This is a genomic window from Pseudomonas sp. JUb42 (genome assembly GCF_024807945.1).
In the GTDB taxonomy this organism is placed as follows: Bacteria; Pseudomonadota; Gammaproteobacteria; order Pseudomonadales; family Pseudomonadaceae; genus Aquipseudomonas.
The window spans coordinates 324,517-340,503 of sequence record NZ_JANUFD010000002.1; the positions used below are offsets into that span (position 1 = coordinate 324,517).

The following is a 15,987-nucleotide window of genomic DNA, read 5'->3' on the forward strand; positions in this document are numbered from 1 at the left end:
GAAATTCAAATGTCAGTTGAAACAATTAACACCTTGGTGGTCGGCGCAGGCCAGGCGGGTGTCGCGATGAGCGAGCATCTTTCACTCATGGGTGTGCCGCACATTGTTCTGGAGCGCAGCCGCATCGCCGAACGCTGGCGTTCGGAGCGCTGGGACTCCCTGGTCGCCAACGGCCCGGCCTGGCACGATCGCTTTCCGAGCATGAAATTCAGCAACATTTCCCCGGAAGTCTTTCCGCCGAAAGAGCGCATGGCTGACTATTTCGAAGCCTACGCCGACATGCTCAAGGCGCCGATCCGCACCGGCGTCGAAGTGCTCAAGGTCGAGCGCCACGCGGGTCGCCCCGGTTTCAAGGTGACCACGTCGGACGGCATCATCGAAGCAGCCAACGTGGTCGCAGCGACCGGCCCGTTCCAGCGCCCGGCCATGCCGAATATCGTTTCCGAGCAGGTCAAGGTCCAGCAACTGCACTCCTGCACCTACAAGAATCCGGGCCAACTGGCCGAGGGCGCGGTACTGGTGGTGGGCGCCGGTGCGTCCGGTTCGCAGATCGCCGAAGAGCTGCAAAAGGCCGGCAAGACCGTGTACCTGTCGGTGGGTGAACACTATCGCCCTCCTCGCTCGTATCGCGGTCGCGACTACTGCTGGTGGCTGGGTGCCCTGGGCCTGTGGGACGAAGTACGCATCACGCCGAAAAAGAAGCATGTGGCCTTTGCCGTCAGCGGTTATGAGGGCGGCAAGACCGTGGACTTCCGTCGTCTGGCTCATCAAGGCATCACTCTGGTTGGCCTGACCAAGTCGTGCAACAACGGTGTCATGGAATTCGAACCGGGCCTGGCCGCCAACATCGCTGAAGGCGACAAGGCGTACTTCGATGTACTGCGCGACGCCGATGCCTATATCGAGCAAAACGGCCTGCCGTTCCCGCAAGAACCCAACGCCTGGGCGCTGTTGCCTGATCCAGACTGCCTGACCAACCCGGTCCTGAGCCTGGATCTGGAGCAGGCCGGTATCACCACGATCCTCTGGGCCACTGGCTTCAAATTCGACTTCAGCTGGCTGCAGGTCAACGCCTTCGACGAAAAGGGCGAGCCCTTCCACAAGCGCGGGATCTGCGCCGAAAGCGGCATCTACTTCCTCGGCCTGCCCAACCTGGTCAACCGTGCGTCGTCGTTTATCTACGGTGTGTGGCACGACGCGAAATACATCGCCGACCACATCGTCCTGCAAAACGACTACATGGCCTACAAGCCGTCCTGATACCGCGCCCGGGGTGGCGCGACTGGCCAATCCCGGGCTTCGGTTTTTCCTAAGCATTGCCCTGCCCAAATGCTGGTTTCGGCAAAGCCGGGGCAATGTGAAGCTTGGCCCATTCACTTATTCGAGAGACTCACGGCATGCCAACCCACACGCGTATCCGCATGTTCAACACCAAGCAGACCTACCCCAACCAGAGCCTGGACAACGACCTGTGCCAGGCCGTACGCGCTGGCAACACGGTCTATGTGCGTGGCCAGATCGGCACGGACTTCGACGGCAATCTGGTCGGCCTCGGCGACCCGGCGGCCCAGGCCGAGCAGGCCATGAAAAACGTCAAGCAACTGCTTGAAGAGGCAGGCTCGGACCTGTCCCACATCGTCAAAACCACCACTTACATCATCGACCCGCGCTATCGCGAGCCGGTGTATCAGGTAGTCGGCAAATGGCTCAAGGGGGTATTCCCTATCTCCACCGGCCTGGTGATTTCCGGTCTCGGTCAACCGCAATGGTTGATGGAAATCGACGTGATCGCGGTGATTCCGGACGACTGGACCGGCGCCTGAAATCCTTCCCTCAAGCAAAGGAGCGCCCATGGCAACTGCCCAGCTCAGGAACCCGGAACCTGCGATCGTGGCCGTGCAATTGAACAAGGTGCTCAAGCGCTTCGGGGACGCCATCGCCCTGCACGAGGTCTCGCTGAAGATTCACCAAGGTGAATTCATCACGTTGCTGGGGCCGTCTGGTTGCGGCAAAACCACCCTGCTCAAACTGATGGCCGGCGTTGTCGAAGCCGACACCGGCGAGGTCTTTATCGACGGCCAGCGGCTCGGCGAGCTTGCACCCCATGAGCGGGAAATCGGCCTTGTGTTGCAGAACAACACTCTGTTGCCCCATATGAACGTGGCGCAGAACATCGGTTACGACTTGCACAGGCGCGGTGTGGCCCAGGCCGAAATAGCCGAGCGGGTCGAGCAGGCTCTGACCATCGTCAAGTTGCCGGGCTTTGGTCAGCGCAACCCCCAGGAGCTTTCCGGCGGCCAGCAACAGCGCGTGGCGCTGGCACGGGCTCTGGTAATCCGGCCCAAGGTGTTACTGCTGGACGAGCCGTTCTCGACCCTGGACAAAGGTCTGCGCCTGTCGATGCACAACGAACTCAAGGACATCCAGCGCAGGCTGGGGGTGACCACGGTGTTCGTGACCCATGAACAGAGTGAAGCCCTGAGCATGAGCGACCGGGTGGTGGTCATGTGCGCCGGGCATGTGCTGCAGATCGGTACTCCGGACACTCTCTATCGCCGCCCCCGGGACCCGTTCGTGGCCAGCTTCGTCGGCGACGTCAATATCCTCGCCGGGCGCTACCTGAGTCGCGACGACCGGGTGGTCCTGGCCATGGCTGACATCACCCTGCGCCTGCCGGCCGAGCAAGTCCATGCAGAAGTCGGCGCGCGCGTGAATATCTATGTGCGCCCGGAAAGCATTCGTCTTGCCCCACTGGGGCCGGACACCCTGCTCAGCGCCACCGTGGTCAGCCATGTGTTCCAGGGTGATCACGTCGACATTCATCTGGACGTTCCGGCCCTGGGCCAGAACCGCCTGTTCGTACGTCAGTCCGGCCCCGATGCCCTGACCCGCTGGCCGGTCGGTTGCGCCGCCGGCCTGAGTTTCGCCAGCGAAGGCATCTGCGCCTTTGCCGCCGCTGTCTTGCCTATCCCTTGAATCCGAGTACCCCATGACCGCTATCCAACATCCTGTCAGCCATAGCCTGCTGCCTGAAATCATCAGCGCCGTTATTGCTCGCGAACCGGGAACAGCCGACGTGCTCCAGAGCGTCGAGCGGCCGATGCCACAACCCCAGGCGGGCGAAATACTGATTCGGGTGGCGGCCGCCGGCGTCAACCGTCCGGATTTGATGCAGCGCAGCGGCATGCCGGTACCGCCGGGGACTACCGATGTGCTGGGCCTGGAAGCAGCGGGCACGGTCATGGCCGTGGGCAATGGCGTCAGCGATTTCGTCCCCGGTGATCGGGTCATGGCCCTGCTTAATGGTGGCGGTTACGCCGAATATTGCGTGGCTTTGGCAACGCATTGCCTGCCCGTGCCCGCGGGTCTGCCCCTGGAAGATGCCGCTGGCGTGCCTGAAGCGGCCTTTACCGTGTGGCATAACCTGTTCGAGCTGGGCCGTCTGCGGGCGGGCGACATCGTGTTGATCCATGGTGCCGCCAGCGGTGTTGGCAGCTTTGCCGTGCAGTGCGCCCATGCCGCCGGGGCCAGGGTCATTGCCACTGCCGGTGGCGCAGAGAAAGTCGCCATGCTGACGGCGCTTGGCGTCTGGCGCGCGGTTGATCGCCATGAGCAAGACTTCGTCGAAGTGATCGTCCAATGCACCGAAGGGCGCGGCGTCGATGTCGTCCTCGACAACGTCGGCGGTCCATATGTAGCGCGCAATCTGGAAGCCATGGCTCCGGGTGGGCGCCACGTCAGCCTGTCGTTCCTGCAAGGGGCGAAGATCGAACTGGACCTGCAACTGTTGATGCGCAAGAGCCTGAGCCTCACGTCCTCCACCCTGCGCCCCAAGAGCAGCGCCGAGAAGTCGCGCCTGGCAGCGTGCATCAAGGAAAACCTGCTGCCGTGGCTGGCGTCGGGTCAGGTGCGCCCGCTGATCCATAGCCGTCTGCCTCTGGAGCGTGCCGCCGATGCCCATCGCCTGCTGGAAAGCAATGCCAATCTCGGCAAGGTGCTGCTGATCAACCCGGCCCCTTAATCCGACACCCAAGAGCGTAATGCGCCCATGTTCAAACTGTATTTCGCCCCAACCTCGCCCTACGTGCGCAAGGTCATGGTCAGCGCCCATTGCCTGGGGCTGAGCGAGCGGATCGAAAAGCTCGAATCGGCTGCCCATCCGGTCCGCCGCGATGAGCGCATCGCCGCCTTCAACCCCTTGGCCAAGGTTCCGGCCATGCAGACTGCCGATGGCCTGATGCTCTATGACAGTCGAGTGATCTGCGAATACCTCGACAGCCAGGCCGTTGGCTCGTTGTTTCCCCGCGAAGGCCAGCCACGCTGGCTGAGCCTGACCCGCCAGGCTCTCGGTGATGGCCTGCTGGATGCTGCCATGCTGGCCCGCTACGAAACGGTCGCCCGGCCCGCCGACAAGCAATGGGATGGCTGGCTCGACGGACAACTGACCAAGGTCTGGGCCGCCCTCGCGGAAATCGAGAAACAAGCGCCGCACTTCAGCCATGTTCCCGATGATATCGGCCTGATCAGCCTTGGCTGCGGCCTGGGCTATCTGGATTTTCGCTTTGCCAGCCTGAACTGGCGCGCCGGGCACCCGGCCACCGCCGCCTGGTTTGCCGAATTCGATCAGCATCCGGCGATGGTCGCCACCCGCCCTTTTGAGTAAGCCCTGGAGTCCGTCATGCCCCGCACCGTATTTTTCCTCAACGGCCCCAACGCCAACCTCTACGGTTTGGACAAGAGCGGCACCTATGGCAGCGAAAGTTTTGCCAGTATCGAAGCACGCTGCCAGCGCCATGCCAGCGAGCTGGGCCTGCAACTGGAGTTTCGCCAGAGCAACCATGAAGGCGTGCTGGTCGACTGGATTCAGGAAGCACGCTTGAACGCCGACGCCGTGATCATCAATGCCGCTGGCCTGACCTATAGCTCGGTACCGATTCTCGACGCCCTGCTGGCCTTCGACGGCCCCATCATCGAAGCGCACATGAGCAATATCTGGAAGCGCGAGAGTTTCCGTCATCACTCCTACGTGTCCAAGGCCGCCACCGGGGTGATCGCCGGGCTCGGCGCCCTGGGTTATCGATTGGCGCTGACGGCGGTGGCCGAACTGTTGGAGCACAAAGCATGACCTCGACCCTGGTGTTCCAAAGTCAGTTCGACAGTTTCACCGAATGGCGCGCCCTGCTCGCACCGCTGCTGCCGGGCGTGCATATCTGCCGCGACGATGAGATCGAAGACCCGGACAGCGTGCACTACGTGTTGACGTGGAAGCCGCCCCACGGTTTCTTCGCACGCTTCCCCAACCTGAAACTGCTGGTCAACCTCGGCGCGGGCGTCGATGCCCTGGTCGAGCGCGATGACCTGCCTGCCGTGCCCATCACCCGCGTCTCCGATCCGGACATGGGCCGCATGATGGCCAGCTATGTGCTGTTTGCCGTACTGCGTTATGCCCGCGACATTCCGGCCTTCGAACGCGCCCAGCGGGAACACCGCTGGCACTATCTGCATCCGCGCCTGCCTGCCAGTGTCCGGGTCGGCGTGCTGGGTTTGGGCGAACTGGGCTCCTATGCAGCGCTGGAACTGGCGCGTCAGGGCTTTGATGTGCGGGGCTGGTCGCGGTCGCCAAAACAACTCGACGGCGTCAGTTGCGTGAACGGCATGGACTCGCTGGACGGTTTTCTTGGCGGCAGCAACATTCTGGTGGTCATGCTGCCCCTGACCGAACAGACCCGCGGTCTGCTCGATGCCGAGCGCCTGGCTTTGCTGCCCAAAGGTGCCTGCTTTATCAACGTCTCCCGTGGCGCCGTGGTCGATCAGCAGGCATTGACTGACGCTCTGATCAGCGGGCAGATCGGTGAAGCGACCCTGGATGTGTTCGACCGCGAACCCCTGCCCCCGGAAGATCCACTCTGGGCACTGGACAATGTGCTGATCACCCCGCATCTGGCCTCGATCGCCATCCCCGCCAGTGCCGCCCGGCAAGTGGCCGACAATATCCTGCGCCTGGGCCGTGGCGAGGCCGTACTGCATCAGGTTGATCCGGCCCGCGGCTACTGAAAAACCGGATAGCGGACCTGCATCGGAAATCCTGATGCAGAACCCCGGCAAAGGCTGTTTTACCGGATCGGTCGTGCCATTCCATCATGGCGGTCAGTACCCGACAGGATCACAGACCATGACGTTTTCAATCATCGGCCGTTGTGCCGAAACCGGCCAGCTGGGCATCGCCATCAGCTCATCGAGCATTGCCGTGGGCGCTCGCTGCCCCTGGTTGCGTCCCGGCGTGGGAGCGGTGTCGACGCAGAACATCACACTGCCGGCATTGGGCAGCCATGTACTGGATCAACTGGAAAGCGGGCAGTCCCCGGAACAAGCCCTGGCCACAGTGCCGACGTACGACAGGTACAGCCAGTTCCGCCAAGTCACCAGCATCGACAGCCAAGGCAACACCGCGTTCTTCAGCGGCAGCCAGACTCTGGGCTGCTACCACGCGGTCGCCGGAGAGCAATGCGTCGGCGCAGGCAACATGCTGGCTGACAGCCGCGTCATCGATGCCCTGGTCAAGACCTTTGAAACTACCGGTGGGCCATTGGCCGATCGCCTGATCGCCGCCATGCAGGCCGCGCTTGCCGCCGGTGGCGAAGCCGGCCCGGTGCACTCGGCAGCGCTGAAGGTGGTGGGCGATGTGAGCTGGCCGATCATCGACCTGCGCGTCGACTGGGCCGAGCAAGACCCGGTGGGCGTACTGGCCGGACTCTGGACCGACTACAAGCCGCAGATGCAGGACTACCTCACCCGCGCCCTCGACCCGACCAAGGCACCAAGCTATGGCGTACCGGGAGACGAGTGAATGAATAGCAAGGAGATTCTGGCCGCACTGATCGGCTTCGATACCACCAGCCGCGAGTCCAACCTGCAACTGATCGACTTCGTGCGCAACTACCTGGCCCGTCATCAGGTGCCCTGCGAGCTGATCTTCAATGACGAACGCAGCAAGGCCAATCTCTTCGCCACCATCGGCAGCGATGATCGGCCCGGTGTGGTGCTGTCCGGGCATACCGATATGGTGCCGGTGGATGGCCAGCCGTGGACGGTGCCGCCGTTCGAGATGAGCGAAAAGGACGGCAAGCTGTATGGCCGTGGCGCCGCCGACATGAAGGGTTATATCGCCTGCGTACTGGCGGCCGTCCCGGCACTGCTGGCCCAGCCGCTGCGCATGCCGGTGCATATCGCCCTGTCCTATGACGAAGAAGTCGGCTGCCTGGGCGTGCGCAGCCTGCTCGCCGAACTGGCTCAGCGCCCGCATAAACCGGCGTTGTGCATCATCGGCGAGCCCACCGAACTCAAGCCGGTGCTCGGCCACAAAGGCAAGCTGGCGATGCGCTGCGACGTACACGGTGCCGCCTGCCATTCCGCCTTTGCGCCGCAAGGGGTGAACGCTATCGAGTATGCCGCCGAGCTGATCGGCGAACTCGGCCGCATCGGCTCCGGCCTGCGCGCCGAGCACCTGCAGGACCCGCGCTTCGATCCACCCTTCTCCACCGTACAGACCGGCGTGATCACCGGCGGCAAAGCGCTGAATATCGTCCCCGCAGACTGCCGCTTCGATTTTGAGATCCGCACCCTTCCCGACCAGAACGCCAAGGACGTCGCCCGGCAATTGCAGGATTACGCACAGCAACAGGTGGTGCCGAAAATGCAGGCGGTCAATGCTGCGAGCGGTATCCGTTTCTCCGAGCTGTCGTCCTATCCCGGCCTGGCTACCGATGCCCAGAGCGAAGCCGCCAAACTGATCGCCCAGTGCTGCGGCTCAAGCGAATTCACCACCGTGGCGTTCGGCACCGAAGGCGGCCTGTTCGACGCCGCCGGTATTCCCACCGTGGTATGCGGGCCGGGGAGCATGGATCAGGGGCACAAGCCGGATGAGTTTGTCAGTGTCGAACAGCTTGAGGGCTGTGACCGGATGCTGGAGCGGTTGATCCTGGCGTTGCGGTAGATCCCGTAGGAGCCGGCTCCCACAAAATGCGACAAACATAAATCGTGTGGGAGCGAGGCTTGCCCGCGAATAGGCCGGTACATCCGATGCATCTTCATCAATCGGAATATTACCTTCGCGGGCAAGCCCGGCGCCAACGACGATCACCTTCAACTCACCCACTCCACCGTCTGCAGCATCCGCCGATAAGGCGACTGCGGTGCATTCATTTCCAACTCGATGGTGTCGATCAGGCAGGCCAGAAATTTTTCCGCAGCCGGGCGCAAGGGTTGGCCGCTGCGGCTGATCGCGCCGACCAGAGCGCTGCCCACCGGATCGCGCAGGGGCAACGTGCACAAACCCTCGCGCTGGGCGCAGACTTCCACCAGAGGCCAGGGGAAGATGCTGAGCATATCGGTATCGCGAAGCAGGCTCAGGGTAATCGACAGCGAGTGGGAAAAATGCACGTGGCCCGGGGCGACGAACTCGCCATCGTGGCGGGCGGACATGATCCAGTCGGCAAAGGCCAGTTCGTCCAGAGAGCGGCAATCCGCCAGTGGATGTCCGCGCCGTGCCACCACGGCGCAATCTGCGGTGAACAACGGCACGTAGTTCAGATCGACGTTGGAGCACTGGCTGTCCAGTCGCCCGATAAACAGGTCCAGGCTGGCATCGCGCAGCCGTGGATAGGCAATCGAATGCAGGCCTTCGTGCAGCTCAAGTTGCACATGGGGAAACTGCTGGCGAAATTTCACCATCACCTGGGGCAACAGGGTCATGGCCAGCCAGGGCGTGACCGCCACCGACAGCCGTCCGGTCAATTCACCTTTGCAGTCGGCCACCACATGAGTAGCGCTGTCCATCTGCGCGACCAGCAACCGCGCCTGGACCAGCAGGCGCTTGCCCGCTTCGGTGAAATCAATGCCCGAGGTGTTGCGCACCAGCAGTTGCAGGGAAATCTCGCTTTCCAGCTTCTGCACGGCCTTGGTCACCGCCGCTGGCGAGGTGTCCAGACGCTTGGCCGCACCACGGATACTGCCTGCGTCGGCGACAGCCACCAGGGCGTTGAGTTGATAGAACTTCATGGATACCTGCCGTTGTTAACCCTGGGTTGCCGCGTTCAACGCCAATTGCCTTTTTGGCCCCGGCCCACGCGCCTATGCTGGGCCACGCGACGCCGCATTGGCGCCCCAGAACAAAGCGCCTGCTCCGCCGTGGAGCGCGTGAAGCAGCGGTTCAGGCCGCCAATGCACGGCCACGCCCAGACTATGGAAGAATCCTGCCAATGCCGCACCTCCAGCAGAAATTGCAGACCATCGACGCGCAGATGCGCGAATTGCGCCAGCGCATCCATGCGCATCCCGAACTCGGCTACGAGGAATACGCCACCAGCGACCTGGTGGCCGAGCGTCTTGAGCAGTGGGGTTACGAGGTACACCGCGGAATTGCCGCAACCGCCGTTATCGGTACGTTGAAGAAGGGTAGCAGTTCCCGGATCCTGGGCCTGCGTGCCGACATGGATGCCCTGCCGATCCTGGAAAAGACCGGCCTGCCCTACGCCAGCCAGATTCCCGGCAAGATGCACGCCTGCGGACATGACGGCCATACCACCATGCTCCTCGCAGCGGCCAGGGTGCTGGCCGACGACATCGAATTCGACGGCACCCTGCGCCTGATCTTCCAGCCTGCCGAAGAGGGCCTGGCCGGCGCCCGGCGGATGATCCAGGAGGGTGTACTCGAACAATTTCCCTGTGACGCCCTGTTCGCCATGCACAACATGCCCGGTTACCCTGCTGGCAAGCTGGGCTTTCGCGCCGGCGCGTTCATGGCCTCGGCCGATCAGATCAAAGTCACGGTGCACGGCCACGGCGGCCACGGCGCCATGCCCCATCAGTGCGTCGATCCGGTGGTGGTCTGCGCAAGCATCATCATGGCCTTGCAGACCATCGTTTCGCGCAACGTCTCACCTCAGGAAATGAGCGTGATTACTGTCGGCTCCATTACTGCCGGCAAGGCCTCCAATGTGATCCCTGACAGCGCCGACATGCTGATCTCCGTGCGCGCCTTGAACAACGCCGTGCGCGACAGCCTGGAGGCCCGCATCAAACATCTTATCCACGCCCAGGCAGACGCCTTCGGGGCCCGCGCCGAGGTGCACTACAGCGCCGATTACCCGCTGTTGATCAATGACCCGGCCATGACCGAGTTCGCCACTCAAGTCGCGCGGGACTGGCTGGGCGATGAGCAAGTGCTGACCGATATTGCGCCGTTCAATGGCAGCGAAGATTTCGCCTGGTTCCTGCGCGAGCGGCCCGGCTGCTACCTGATCATCGGCAATGGCGAGGGTGAGCAGAGCTGCATGATTCACGACCCCCGCTACGACTTCAACGACGACATACTCATGCGCGGTGCCGGTTACTGGATCAAACTGACCCAGGCCTACCTGGCGCCACGCAGCTGATTGCTTCACCTACCCTGTCGACCTTCACGAGGCCTCAAATGCTGCGAATCAATCTGCAATACGCCGCTCTGATCAGCGGGCTGGTGCTGGCCTCCTCGGGCCAGGCTGCCGAGGTCATCCGTTTCGGTGTCGACCCCAGCTACCCGCCCTTTGAACAGAAACAGCCGGACGGCTCCCTGGCCGGTTTCGATATCGACCTGGGCAACGCCCTGTGCGCGCAACTCAAAGCCCGCTGCGTGTGGGTCGAACAGACCTTCGACGGCATGATTCCGGGCCTCAAGGCGCGCAAGTTCGACGGCATTCTGTCGGCCTTCAGCGACACCCCTGCGCGCCGTCAGCAGGTCGACTTCAGCCGACGCCTGTATGTGGCGCCGTCCTCGCTGATCGCCAGGAAAGGCTCCGGCCTACTACCGGCCCCGGCGGCACTGAAGGGCAAGTCCATTGGCGTGGTGCAGGGCTCGTTGCAGGAAAGCTACGCCAAGAGCGAATGGGCACCGGCCGGAGCGACCATCCAGTCCTACCAGACCCAGGACCAGGTCTTTGCCGACCTGACCTCGGGACGCCTGGACGCCTCGTTCCAGGCCTCGGCTCAGGGTGACAGCGGCCTGCTGCAAAAAACCCAGGGCAAGGACTTCGCCTTTGCCGGCGAGCCGATTACCGACAAGAGCATCATCGGCAACGGCGTCGCCATCGGTATCCGTAAGGACGACGCAACCCTGCGCACGCAACTGGATAGCGCTATCGCCGCCCTGCATACCTCCGGCGAATACCAGCGTATCGCCAGTAAATACTTCAGCTACGACGTTTCGGGTGAGTGACCGCGATGAATAGATTCGCGCTGACCGATGGCGATTTTTCGACCAATGATCTGGGCAGCGATGCCCAGCGTTTCTTCCGCGAGCATGGCGCGTTGTGCATACGCAACGCCTTCACGGCCGCGCAAGTCGCCGAACTGCAGGCCGGCATCGAACAGAACCTTGCCCGGCCAAGCCCCCGGGCCAAAGTCGCGAGCAGTGCCGATGACCCGGGCTGGTTTTTCGAGGACTTCTGCAACTGGCAGGACAACCCCCATTACAAGCGCTTCATTCATGATTCGGCGTTGGCCTCCATCGCCCAGCGCCTGCTCGGCAGCCAGCAGATACGCCTCTACCACGATCATGTACTGGTCAAGGAACCCAATACCCGCCAGCGCACGCCCTGGCATCAGGACCAGCCCTACTACAACATCAGCGGCGCCGACACCATCAGCTTCTGGATCCCGGTAGACCCGGTCAGCCGGGCCGCGACCCTGGAGTTTGTCGCGGGCTCCCATCTGGGGCCGTGGCTGATGCCGCGCTCGTTCATGGACAACCAGGCCAAGTGGTTTGCCGAAGGCAGCCTGGCTGACCTACCAAAGATCGAAGAGCACCGCGAGGACTTCCCCATCCTCGGCTGGGCGCTGCAACCCGGCGACATGGTCTGCTTTAATATGCTGACCCTGCATGCATCCGCCGGCGTCGACGGCAACTACAGACGCCGGGCTTTCTCGGTGCGCCTGCTGGGTGACGACGTACGCCATGCGCCACGGCCGTGGGTGACTTCGCCGGAGTTTCCGGGGCTGCGTGAAACCCTGGCCGACGGCGCGGTGATGGACCATCCATTATTTCCACTGCTGCTCGGCTGACCCTGGGCATGGCCAGCACCTGTAGAATTCCCAGACGCCACTTTTAGTTCATCTGCGAGATCCCGCCATGCCCAGCCCGTTCCTTGCAAGCCCCAGCTACCGTGTCCTGCGTGAGCGCTTTCTCCAGGCGGCCACGGCTGCAGGAGCCACCCTGACCCGCTATGCCCATCCTCTGGCCGGGCCATTTGGCGAGGAGTTGAGCACCGATGTGGCACTGCTGGGAAACCCCAAGGCCAAACGGTTGCTGGTGGCGTTGAGCGGCACTCACGGCGTGGAAGGTTATTACGGCTCCGACTGCCAGAGCATCTGGCTCGAAGCACTCAAGGGCCGCCCCCTGCCCGACGACGTGGCCATCCTGATGATCCACCTGATCAACCCCTGGGGCACCGCCTGGATGCGCCGAGTCAACGAAGACAATATCGACCTCAATCGCAACTACCTCGATTTCAGCCGAGCGCTGCCCGTCAACCCTGCCTACGCGGCGGTGCATGACATCTACAGCTGCACCCAGCTCCACGGCCCGCAGCGCGACCAGGCCGATGCACGCTTCGCCGCGCTTATTGAAGAGCACGGCTGGCCGGGACTGATGTCGATCGTCGAAGCCGGGCAATACCAGTTCGCCGATGGCCTGTTCTTCGGCGGCGTCGAGGCCAGCTGGTCGAATCGCACCCTGCGCCAGATCATCGCCACGCACCTGGCCGATGCTCAGGTGGTCATGACCTTCGACCTGCATACCGGTGCCGGTGACTACGGCCACCCGATGCTGATGACCATCACCCAGGCCGCCTACCCCGCCCTGCCCGCCGCCCAGGCCCTGTTCGGCCCCTGGCTCTACACCCTGATCACCGGCGCCAATACTGTCAGCGATACCGGCGTCGCGGCCACCTCCACCGGCTACACCTCGCAGGCGCTGATCGAAGCGCTGCCGAATGTGCAACTGATGCCTTTCGTCATCGAGTGCGGCACCTACCCCGGCCCCGAGGTACACCGCCACCTGCGTGATGACCAGTGGCTGCACCTGCACGGCGATCCTTGCGACGACACCGGGCACTCGATCAAGCGCGGCTTGCTGGAACAGTTCTACCCGGCCGACAGGGATTGGCAGGACGTCGTGTGGTTGCGTACGCGACAGGTTTGGGAGCGGGCGTTGGAGGCGTTGGGCAAACGTTGATATTCCCACCCAGACCACCGCCCCGGCACCATCCTCGCGCCTGTTGAACACGGCGCAACTATATGAATTGGAGAGCGATTCCGTAGGAGCGGCTTTAGCCGGGAGGACGCCTGTGAGGCAAACGACGCTCTCCCGGCTAAAGCCGGTCCTACGGTCAATTTTTTACGCACGAAAGCGCTGTATCAGAGATACCGCGGGCGATGGCGTCGGATCAGGTGCTGGCATTTTTGCGAGCGCTGCGCACTCGATCGCGACCAAGGCGGCGCCCACACCTAAGTCGACTACCCCAAGCACCAGCGTCGACCACCGGCACTAAAGCGGTGCCCGATTGCCCTTCCTGGCGACAGTTTCGTCGACAAAAACCGCAACTTCCTTCTTCCCGGAATACCCCTGCACCCAACCTGCTCAGCCCTGGACACTGCTTCCCACACCCAGACACCTGGCCTGGCACCCTTGTTGCTTTCTAATAAATACCATCTTGTATACAAGATAGTATTTCTATAAAACAGCCGACATCCGCCGGCGCGGTTATTCCCCAGGAGACGTCATGAGTACCAAGATCACCATTGCGCTGCTGCCTGCCCTTCTCTCGGCCTGCCTGTTCACCGCGCCTTTCGCGCTGGCCAAGGATGTCGTCAAGATCGCCTTTGTCGGCCCGTTGACCGGTGGCAGTTCGGCCATCGGCCTGGGCGGTCGCAACTCCAGTGAGCTGGCCGTGAAGCAGCACAACGCCAAGACCGACAGCCCCTATGAATATGAACTGGTGTCCCTGGACGACGAGTGCAAACCCAACGTCGGCGTGCAGATCGCCACCAAGATCGCGTCGGACAAGGACATCGTCGGCGGCATCACCCACTTCTGTTCGGCCGTGGCGATGAGTGCGGTCGACGTCTATCACAAGTTCAACCTGCCGGTGATTGTCTGGGGCGCGGTACTGCCGGATATCACCTACGCCAACGACTTCAAGGAAGTGCATCGCGTCAACGGCACCATGATCAACCAGAACCAGGAAGCGGCGAAGTTCATGGTCGAGCATGGCTACAAGAGCTTTGCGGTGATCCATGACACCACCGACTATGGCAAGGGCCACAACAAGTATTTCAGCGAAGCGTTGGAAAAGGCTGGCGGCAAGATTGTCGGCACCTTCGGCGTGACCGCCGATCAGCAGGACTTCACCGCCGAACTCACCCAGATCAAACAGCTCAAGCCGCAAGTGATCTATTTCGGCGGCCTGACACCCATCGGCATCCGCATCCGCTCGCAAATGGAGAAGCTGGGTATCGAGGCACAGTTCGAGGGCACCTCGGGGATCAAGTCGGACGCTTACATTGAAGGCACCGGCGCAGCCCTGGCCGAAGGGTCGCTGTCGTTCATCGAAGGCGCCCCCTGGGAAAAACTGGCGGCGGGCCCGGCTTTCTTTTCCGCCTATGCCGAGCAGAAATACGCCCAGCCCGCCGAAGCCTACGGGCCGTTCGCCTTTGTCGCGACCAACCTGCTGATGGACGCCATCGACAAGGTCGGGCCGAACCGGCGCAAGGTGCGCGACGAACTCAACCACACCAAGGACGCCAGCACCATGATCGGCCCGGTGACCTTCGACGATCATCGCCAGAACATCGTGCCGCTGATCACCAGTTATGTGGTGCAGGACGGCAAATGGGTGCCCTGGCAGGACAGCGAATACTCAAGCGGTGCACGCAAGCTCAAGGGCCTGTAAGCCACGCGCATGACCGGCTGCGCCCGCTACGGCGCAGCCCTGACTCACCTGTATTCGGGCCTTGCCAATGAATCTGGAAATTCTCAGTCAATACCTGGTCAACGGGCTGATGCTCGGCATGATCTACGCGATGGTTGCGGTGGGCTTCACGCTGTTTTTCGGTGTGCTCGACGTGATCAAGTTTTCCCATGGCGATGTGCTGATGATCGGTGGCTTCGCCGGCCTCAGCGCCTACCTTGGCGCACAGGCCATCGGCATCAGCAATCCCTGGCTGCAACTGCTGATCATGCTGATCGCCGCACTCTCGGTGACCGCAGCCCTCGGCGCCCTGGTCGCGCGCTTTCTGATCCTGCCCCTGCGCAACGCACCGCCGATCAACCTGTTGCTCATCACCCTGATGCTCGGCCTGGTCCTGCGCGAATGCATTCGCCTGTTCTTCCCCGACGGCTCCAACTCCAAACCCTTTCCGCAGTTGCTGCCCACCGCGACCTGGCACCTGGGCAGCCTGGCGATCCGCGCCGACAGCGCGATCCTGCTGGCGGCGGGCGCCTTGACCATCTTCGGCGTCCACCAGTTGATCAATCGCAGCAAGCTGGGCCTGGCCATTCGCGCAGTGGCCCAGGACGGCGAGACAGCAAGGGTCATGGGCATCAACTTCGAACGCATCGTGCTGCTGACCTTCGCCCTCGGCTCGGCCCTGGCGGCCATGGCCGGGATGATGAACGGCCTGTACTACAACGAAATCAACTTCAACGTCGGCCTGCTGTTGGGCGTGATCGGTTTCTGCGCCGCGATTCTCGGCGGCCTGGGCAACTTCTACGGGGCGATTCTCGGCGGTTTTCTCTTCGCCGCATTGCAGACCTTCGGCGCCGTCGCCCTGCCGCATCTGATTCCCGGCTTCCAGGGTGCCTACAAGGACGTCTTCGCCTTCGTGGTGGTGATTGTCCTGCTGGCCTGGAAACCCACCGGCCTGATCGCCGAACGCAGCAGTGAGCGAGTCTGA

The 15,987-nt window shown here is 62.6% G+C and carries 16 protein-coding genes; 15 read left to right on the forward strand and 1 reads right to left on the reverse strand.

From position 1 onward, the window contains the following. Positions 1 to 9 precede the first annotated feature (9 nt). The 9 genes from M2401_RS05255 to argE all read left to right on the forward strand — a co-directional run bounded on the left by M2401_RS05255 (position 10) and on the right by argE (position 7,993). A complete protein-coding gene (locus tag M2401_RS05255; protein WP_259100487.1) occupies positions 10 to 1,260 on the forward strand; it encodes an NAD(P)/FAD-dependent oxidoreductase in 1,251 nt (416 codons plus the stop codon). Positions 1,261 to 1,397: 137 nt separating this feature from the next. Then, a complete protein-coding gene (locus M2401_RS05260) occupies positions 1,398 to 1,823 on the forward strand; it encodes a RidA family protein (protein ID WP_259100488.1) in 426 nt (141 codons plus the stop codon). Between the two features lie 28 nt (positions 1,824 to 1,851). Beyond that, the gene (locus M2401_RS05265) at positions 1,852 to 2,976 is read left to right on the forward strand and encodes an ABC transporter ATP-binding protein (RefSeq protein ID WP_259100489.1); all 1,125 of its coding nucleotides are present in this window, start codon (positions 1,852 to 1,854) and stop codon (positions 2,974 to 2,976) included. A gap of 13 nt (positions 2,977 to 2,989) precedes the next feature. After that, positions 2,990 to 4,021 (forward strand): NAD(P)H-quinone oxidoreductase, encoded by a 1,032-nt coding sequence (locus tag M2401_RS05270; protein WP_259100491.1) that lies wholly within the window; start codon positions 2,990 to 2,992, stop codon positions 4,019 to 4,021. Positions 4,022 to 4,048: 27 nt separating this feature from the next. Beyond that, positions 4,049 to 4,663 carry a glutathione S-transferase gene (locus M2401_RS05275; RefSeq protein WP_259100493.1) on the forward strand — a complete coding sequence of 205 codons (615 nt, stop codon included), beginning with the start codon at positions 4,049 to 4,051 and terminating at the stop codon, positions 4,661 to 4,663. Between the two features lie 15 nt (positions 4,664 to 4,678). Next, the gene (locus M2401_RS05280) at positions 4,679 to 5,125 is read left to right on the forward strand and encodes a type II 3-dehydroquinate dehydratase (protein WP_259100496.1); all 447 of its coding nucleotides are present in this window, start codon (positions 4,679 to 4,681) and stop codon (positions 5,123 to 5,125) included. Beyond that, on the forward strand, positions 5,122 to 6,054 hold the full coding sequence (locus tag M2401_RS05285; RefSeq protein ID WP_259100497.1) for a glyoxylate/hydroxypyruvate reductase A: 933 nt from the start codon (positions 5,122 to 5,124) through the stop codon (positions 6,052 to 6,054). Before M2401_RS05280 ends, M2401_RS05285 begins: the two co-directional genes overlap by 4 nt. Before the next feature lie 118 nt (positions 6,055 to 6,172). After that, the gene (locus tag M2401_RS05290) at positions 6,173 to 6,847 is read left to right on the forward strand and encodes a DUF1028 domain-containing protein (RefSeq protein WP_259100498.1); all 675 of its coding nucleotides are present in this window, start codon (positions 6,173 to 6,175) and stop codon (positions 6,845 to 6,847) included. Then, complete coding sequence (argE, locus tag M2401_RS05295) at positions 6,848 to 7,993, forward strand: acetylornithine deacetylase (RefSeq protein ID WP_259100500.1); 1,146 nt, start codon at positions 6,848 to 6,850, stop codon at positions 7,991 to 7,993. 149 nt (positions 7,994 to 8,142) lie between these two features. On the opposite strand, the gene M2401_RS05300 is transcribed toward argE, so the two are convergent. After that, positions 8,143 to 9,057, reverse strand: a complete 915-nt coding sequence (locus M2401_RS05300) for a LysR family transcriptional regulator (RefSeq protein ID WP_259100502.1) — start codon at positions 9,055 to 9,057, stop codon at positions 8,143 to 8,145. A 200-nt stretch (positions 9,058 to 9,257) separates the two neighbouring features. Between M2401_RS05300 and M2401_RS05305 the strand changes: the two genes are divergently transcribed. The 6 genes from M2401_RS05305 (at position 9,258) to M2401_RS05330 (ending at position 15,987) form a co-directional block, all read left to right on the forward strand. Beyond that, a complete protein-coding gene (locus M2401_RS05305) occupies positions 9,258 to 10,433 on the forward strand; it encodes a M20 aminoacylase family protein (RefSeq protein ID WP_259100503.1) in 1,176 nt (391 codons plus the stop codon). 38 nt (positions 10,434 to 10,471) lie between these two features. After that, positions 10,472 to 11,251, forward strand: coding sequence for an ABC transporter substrate-binding protein (locus tag M2401_RS05310; RefSeq protein WP_259100504.1), 780 nt, complete (start codon positions 10,472 to 10,474; stop codon positions 11,249 to 11,251). Between the two features lie 5 nt (positions 11,252 to 11,256). Further along, the gene (locus M2401_RS05315; RefSeq protein ID WP_259100505.1) at positions 11,257 to 12,096 is read left to right on the forward strand and encodes a phytanoyl-CoA dioxygenase family protein; all 840 of its coding nucleotides are present in this window, start codon (positions 11,257 to 11,259) and stop codon (positions 12,094 to 12,096) included. 67 nt (positions 12,097 to 12,163) lie between these two features. Further along, positions 12,164 to 13,267 (forward strand): M14 family metallopeptidase, encoded by a 1,104-nt coding sequence (locus M2401_RS05320; protein WP_259100506.1) that lies wholly within the window; start codon positions 12,164 to 12,166, stop codon positions 13,265 to 13,267. Positions 13,268 to 13,814: 547 nt separating this feature from the next. Continuing rightward, positions 13,815 to 14,984, forward strand: a complete 1,170-nt coding sequence (locus tag M2401_RS05325) for a branched-chain amino acid ABC transporter substrate-binding protein (RefSeq protein WP_259100507.1) — start codon at positions 13,815 to 13,817, stop codon at positions 14,982 to 14,984. 67 nt (positions 14,985 to 15,051) lie between these two features. Further along, on the forward strand, positions 15,052 to 15,987 hold the full coding sequence (locus tag M2401_RS05330) for a branched-chain amino acid ABC transporter permease (protein WP_259100508.1): 936 nt from the start codon (positions 15,052 to 15,054) through the stop codon (positions 15,985 to 15,987).

Bases quoted from the DNA above. Each gene is read 5' to 3' on its own strand.
- M2401_RS05320 (WP_259100506.1), top strand. From the start codon at position 12,164: ATGCCCAGCCCGTTCCTTGCAAGCCCCAGCTACCGTGTCCTGCGTGAG.
- M2401_RS05330 (WP_259100508.1), top strand. From the start codon at position 15,052: ATGAATCTGGAAATTCTCAGTCAATACCTGGTCAACGGGCTGATGCTC.
- M2401_RS05305 (WP_259100503.1), top strand. From the start codon at position 9,258: ATGCCGCACCTCCAGCAGAAATTGCAGACCATCGACGCGCAGATGCGC.
- M2401_RS05315 (WP_259100505.1), top strand. From the start codon at position 11,257: ATGAATAGATTCGCGCTGACCGATGGCGATTTTTCGACCAATGATCTG.
- M2401_RS05275 (WP_259100493.1), top strand. From the start codon at position 4,049: ATGTTCAAACTGTATTTCGCCCCAACCTCGCCCTACGTGCGCAAGGTC.
- M2401_RS05270 (WP_259100491.1), top strand. From the start codon at position 2,990: ATGACCGCTATCCAACATCCTGTCAGCCATAGCCTGCTGCCTGAAATC.
- M2401_RS05285 (WP_259100497.1), top strand. From the start codon at position 5,122: ATGACCTCGACCCTGGTGTTCCAAAGTCAGTTCGACAGTTTCACCGAA.
- M2401_RS05260 (WP_259100488.1), top strand. From the start codon at position 1,398: ATGCCAACCCACACGCGTATCCGCATGTTCAACACCAAGCAGACCTAC.
- M2401_RS05255 (WP_259100487.1), top strand. From the start codon at position 10: ATGTCAGTTGAAACAATTAACACCTTGGTGGTCGGCGCAGGCCAGGCG.
- argE (WP_259100500.1), top strand. From the start codon at position 6,848: ATGAATAGCAAGGAGATTCTGGCCGCACTGATCGGCTTCGATACCACC.
- M2401_RS05325 (WP_259100507.1), top strand. From the start codon at position 13,815: ATGAGTACCAAGATCACCATTGCGCTGCTGCCTGCCCTTCTCTCGGCC.
- M2401_RS05290 (WP_259100498.1), top strand. From the start codon at position 6,173: ATGACGTTTTCAATCATCGGCCGTTGTGCCGAAACCGGCCAGCTGGGC.
- M2401_RS05300 (WP_259100502.1), bottom strand. From the start codon at position 9,057: ATGAAGTTCTATCAACTCAACGCCCTGGTGGCTGTCGCCGACGCAGGC.
- M2401_RS05280 (WP_259100496.1), top strand. From the start codon at position 4,679: ATGCCCCGCACCGTATTTTTCCTCAACGGCCCCAACGCCAACCTCTAC.
- M2401_RS05265 (WP_259100489.1), top strand. From the start codon at position 1,852: ATGGCAACTGCCCAGCTCAGGAACCCGGAACCTGCGATCGTGGCCGTG.
- M2401_RS05310 (WP_259100504.1), top strand. From the start codon at position 10,472: ATGCTGCGAATCAATCTGCAATACGCCGCTCTGATCAGCGGGCTGGTG.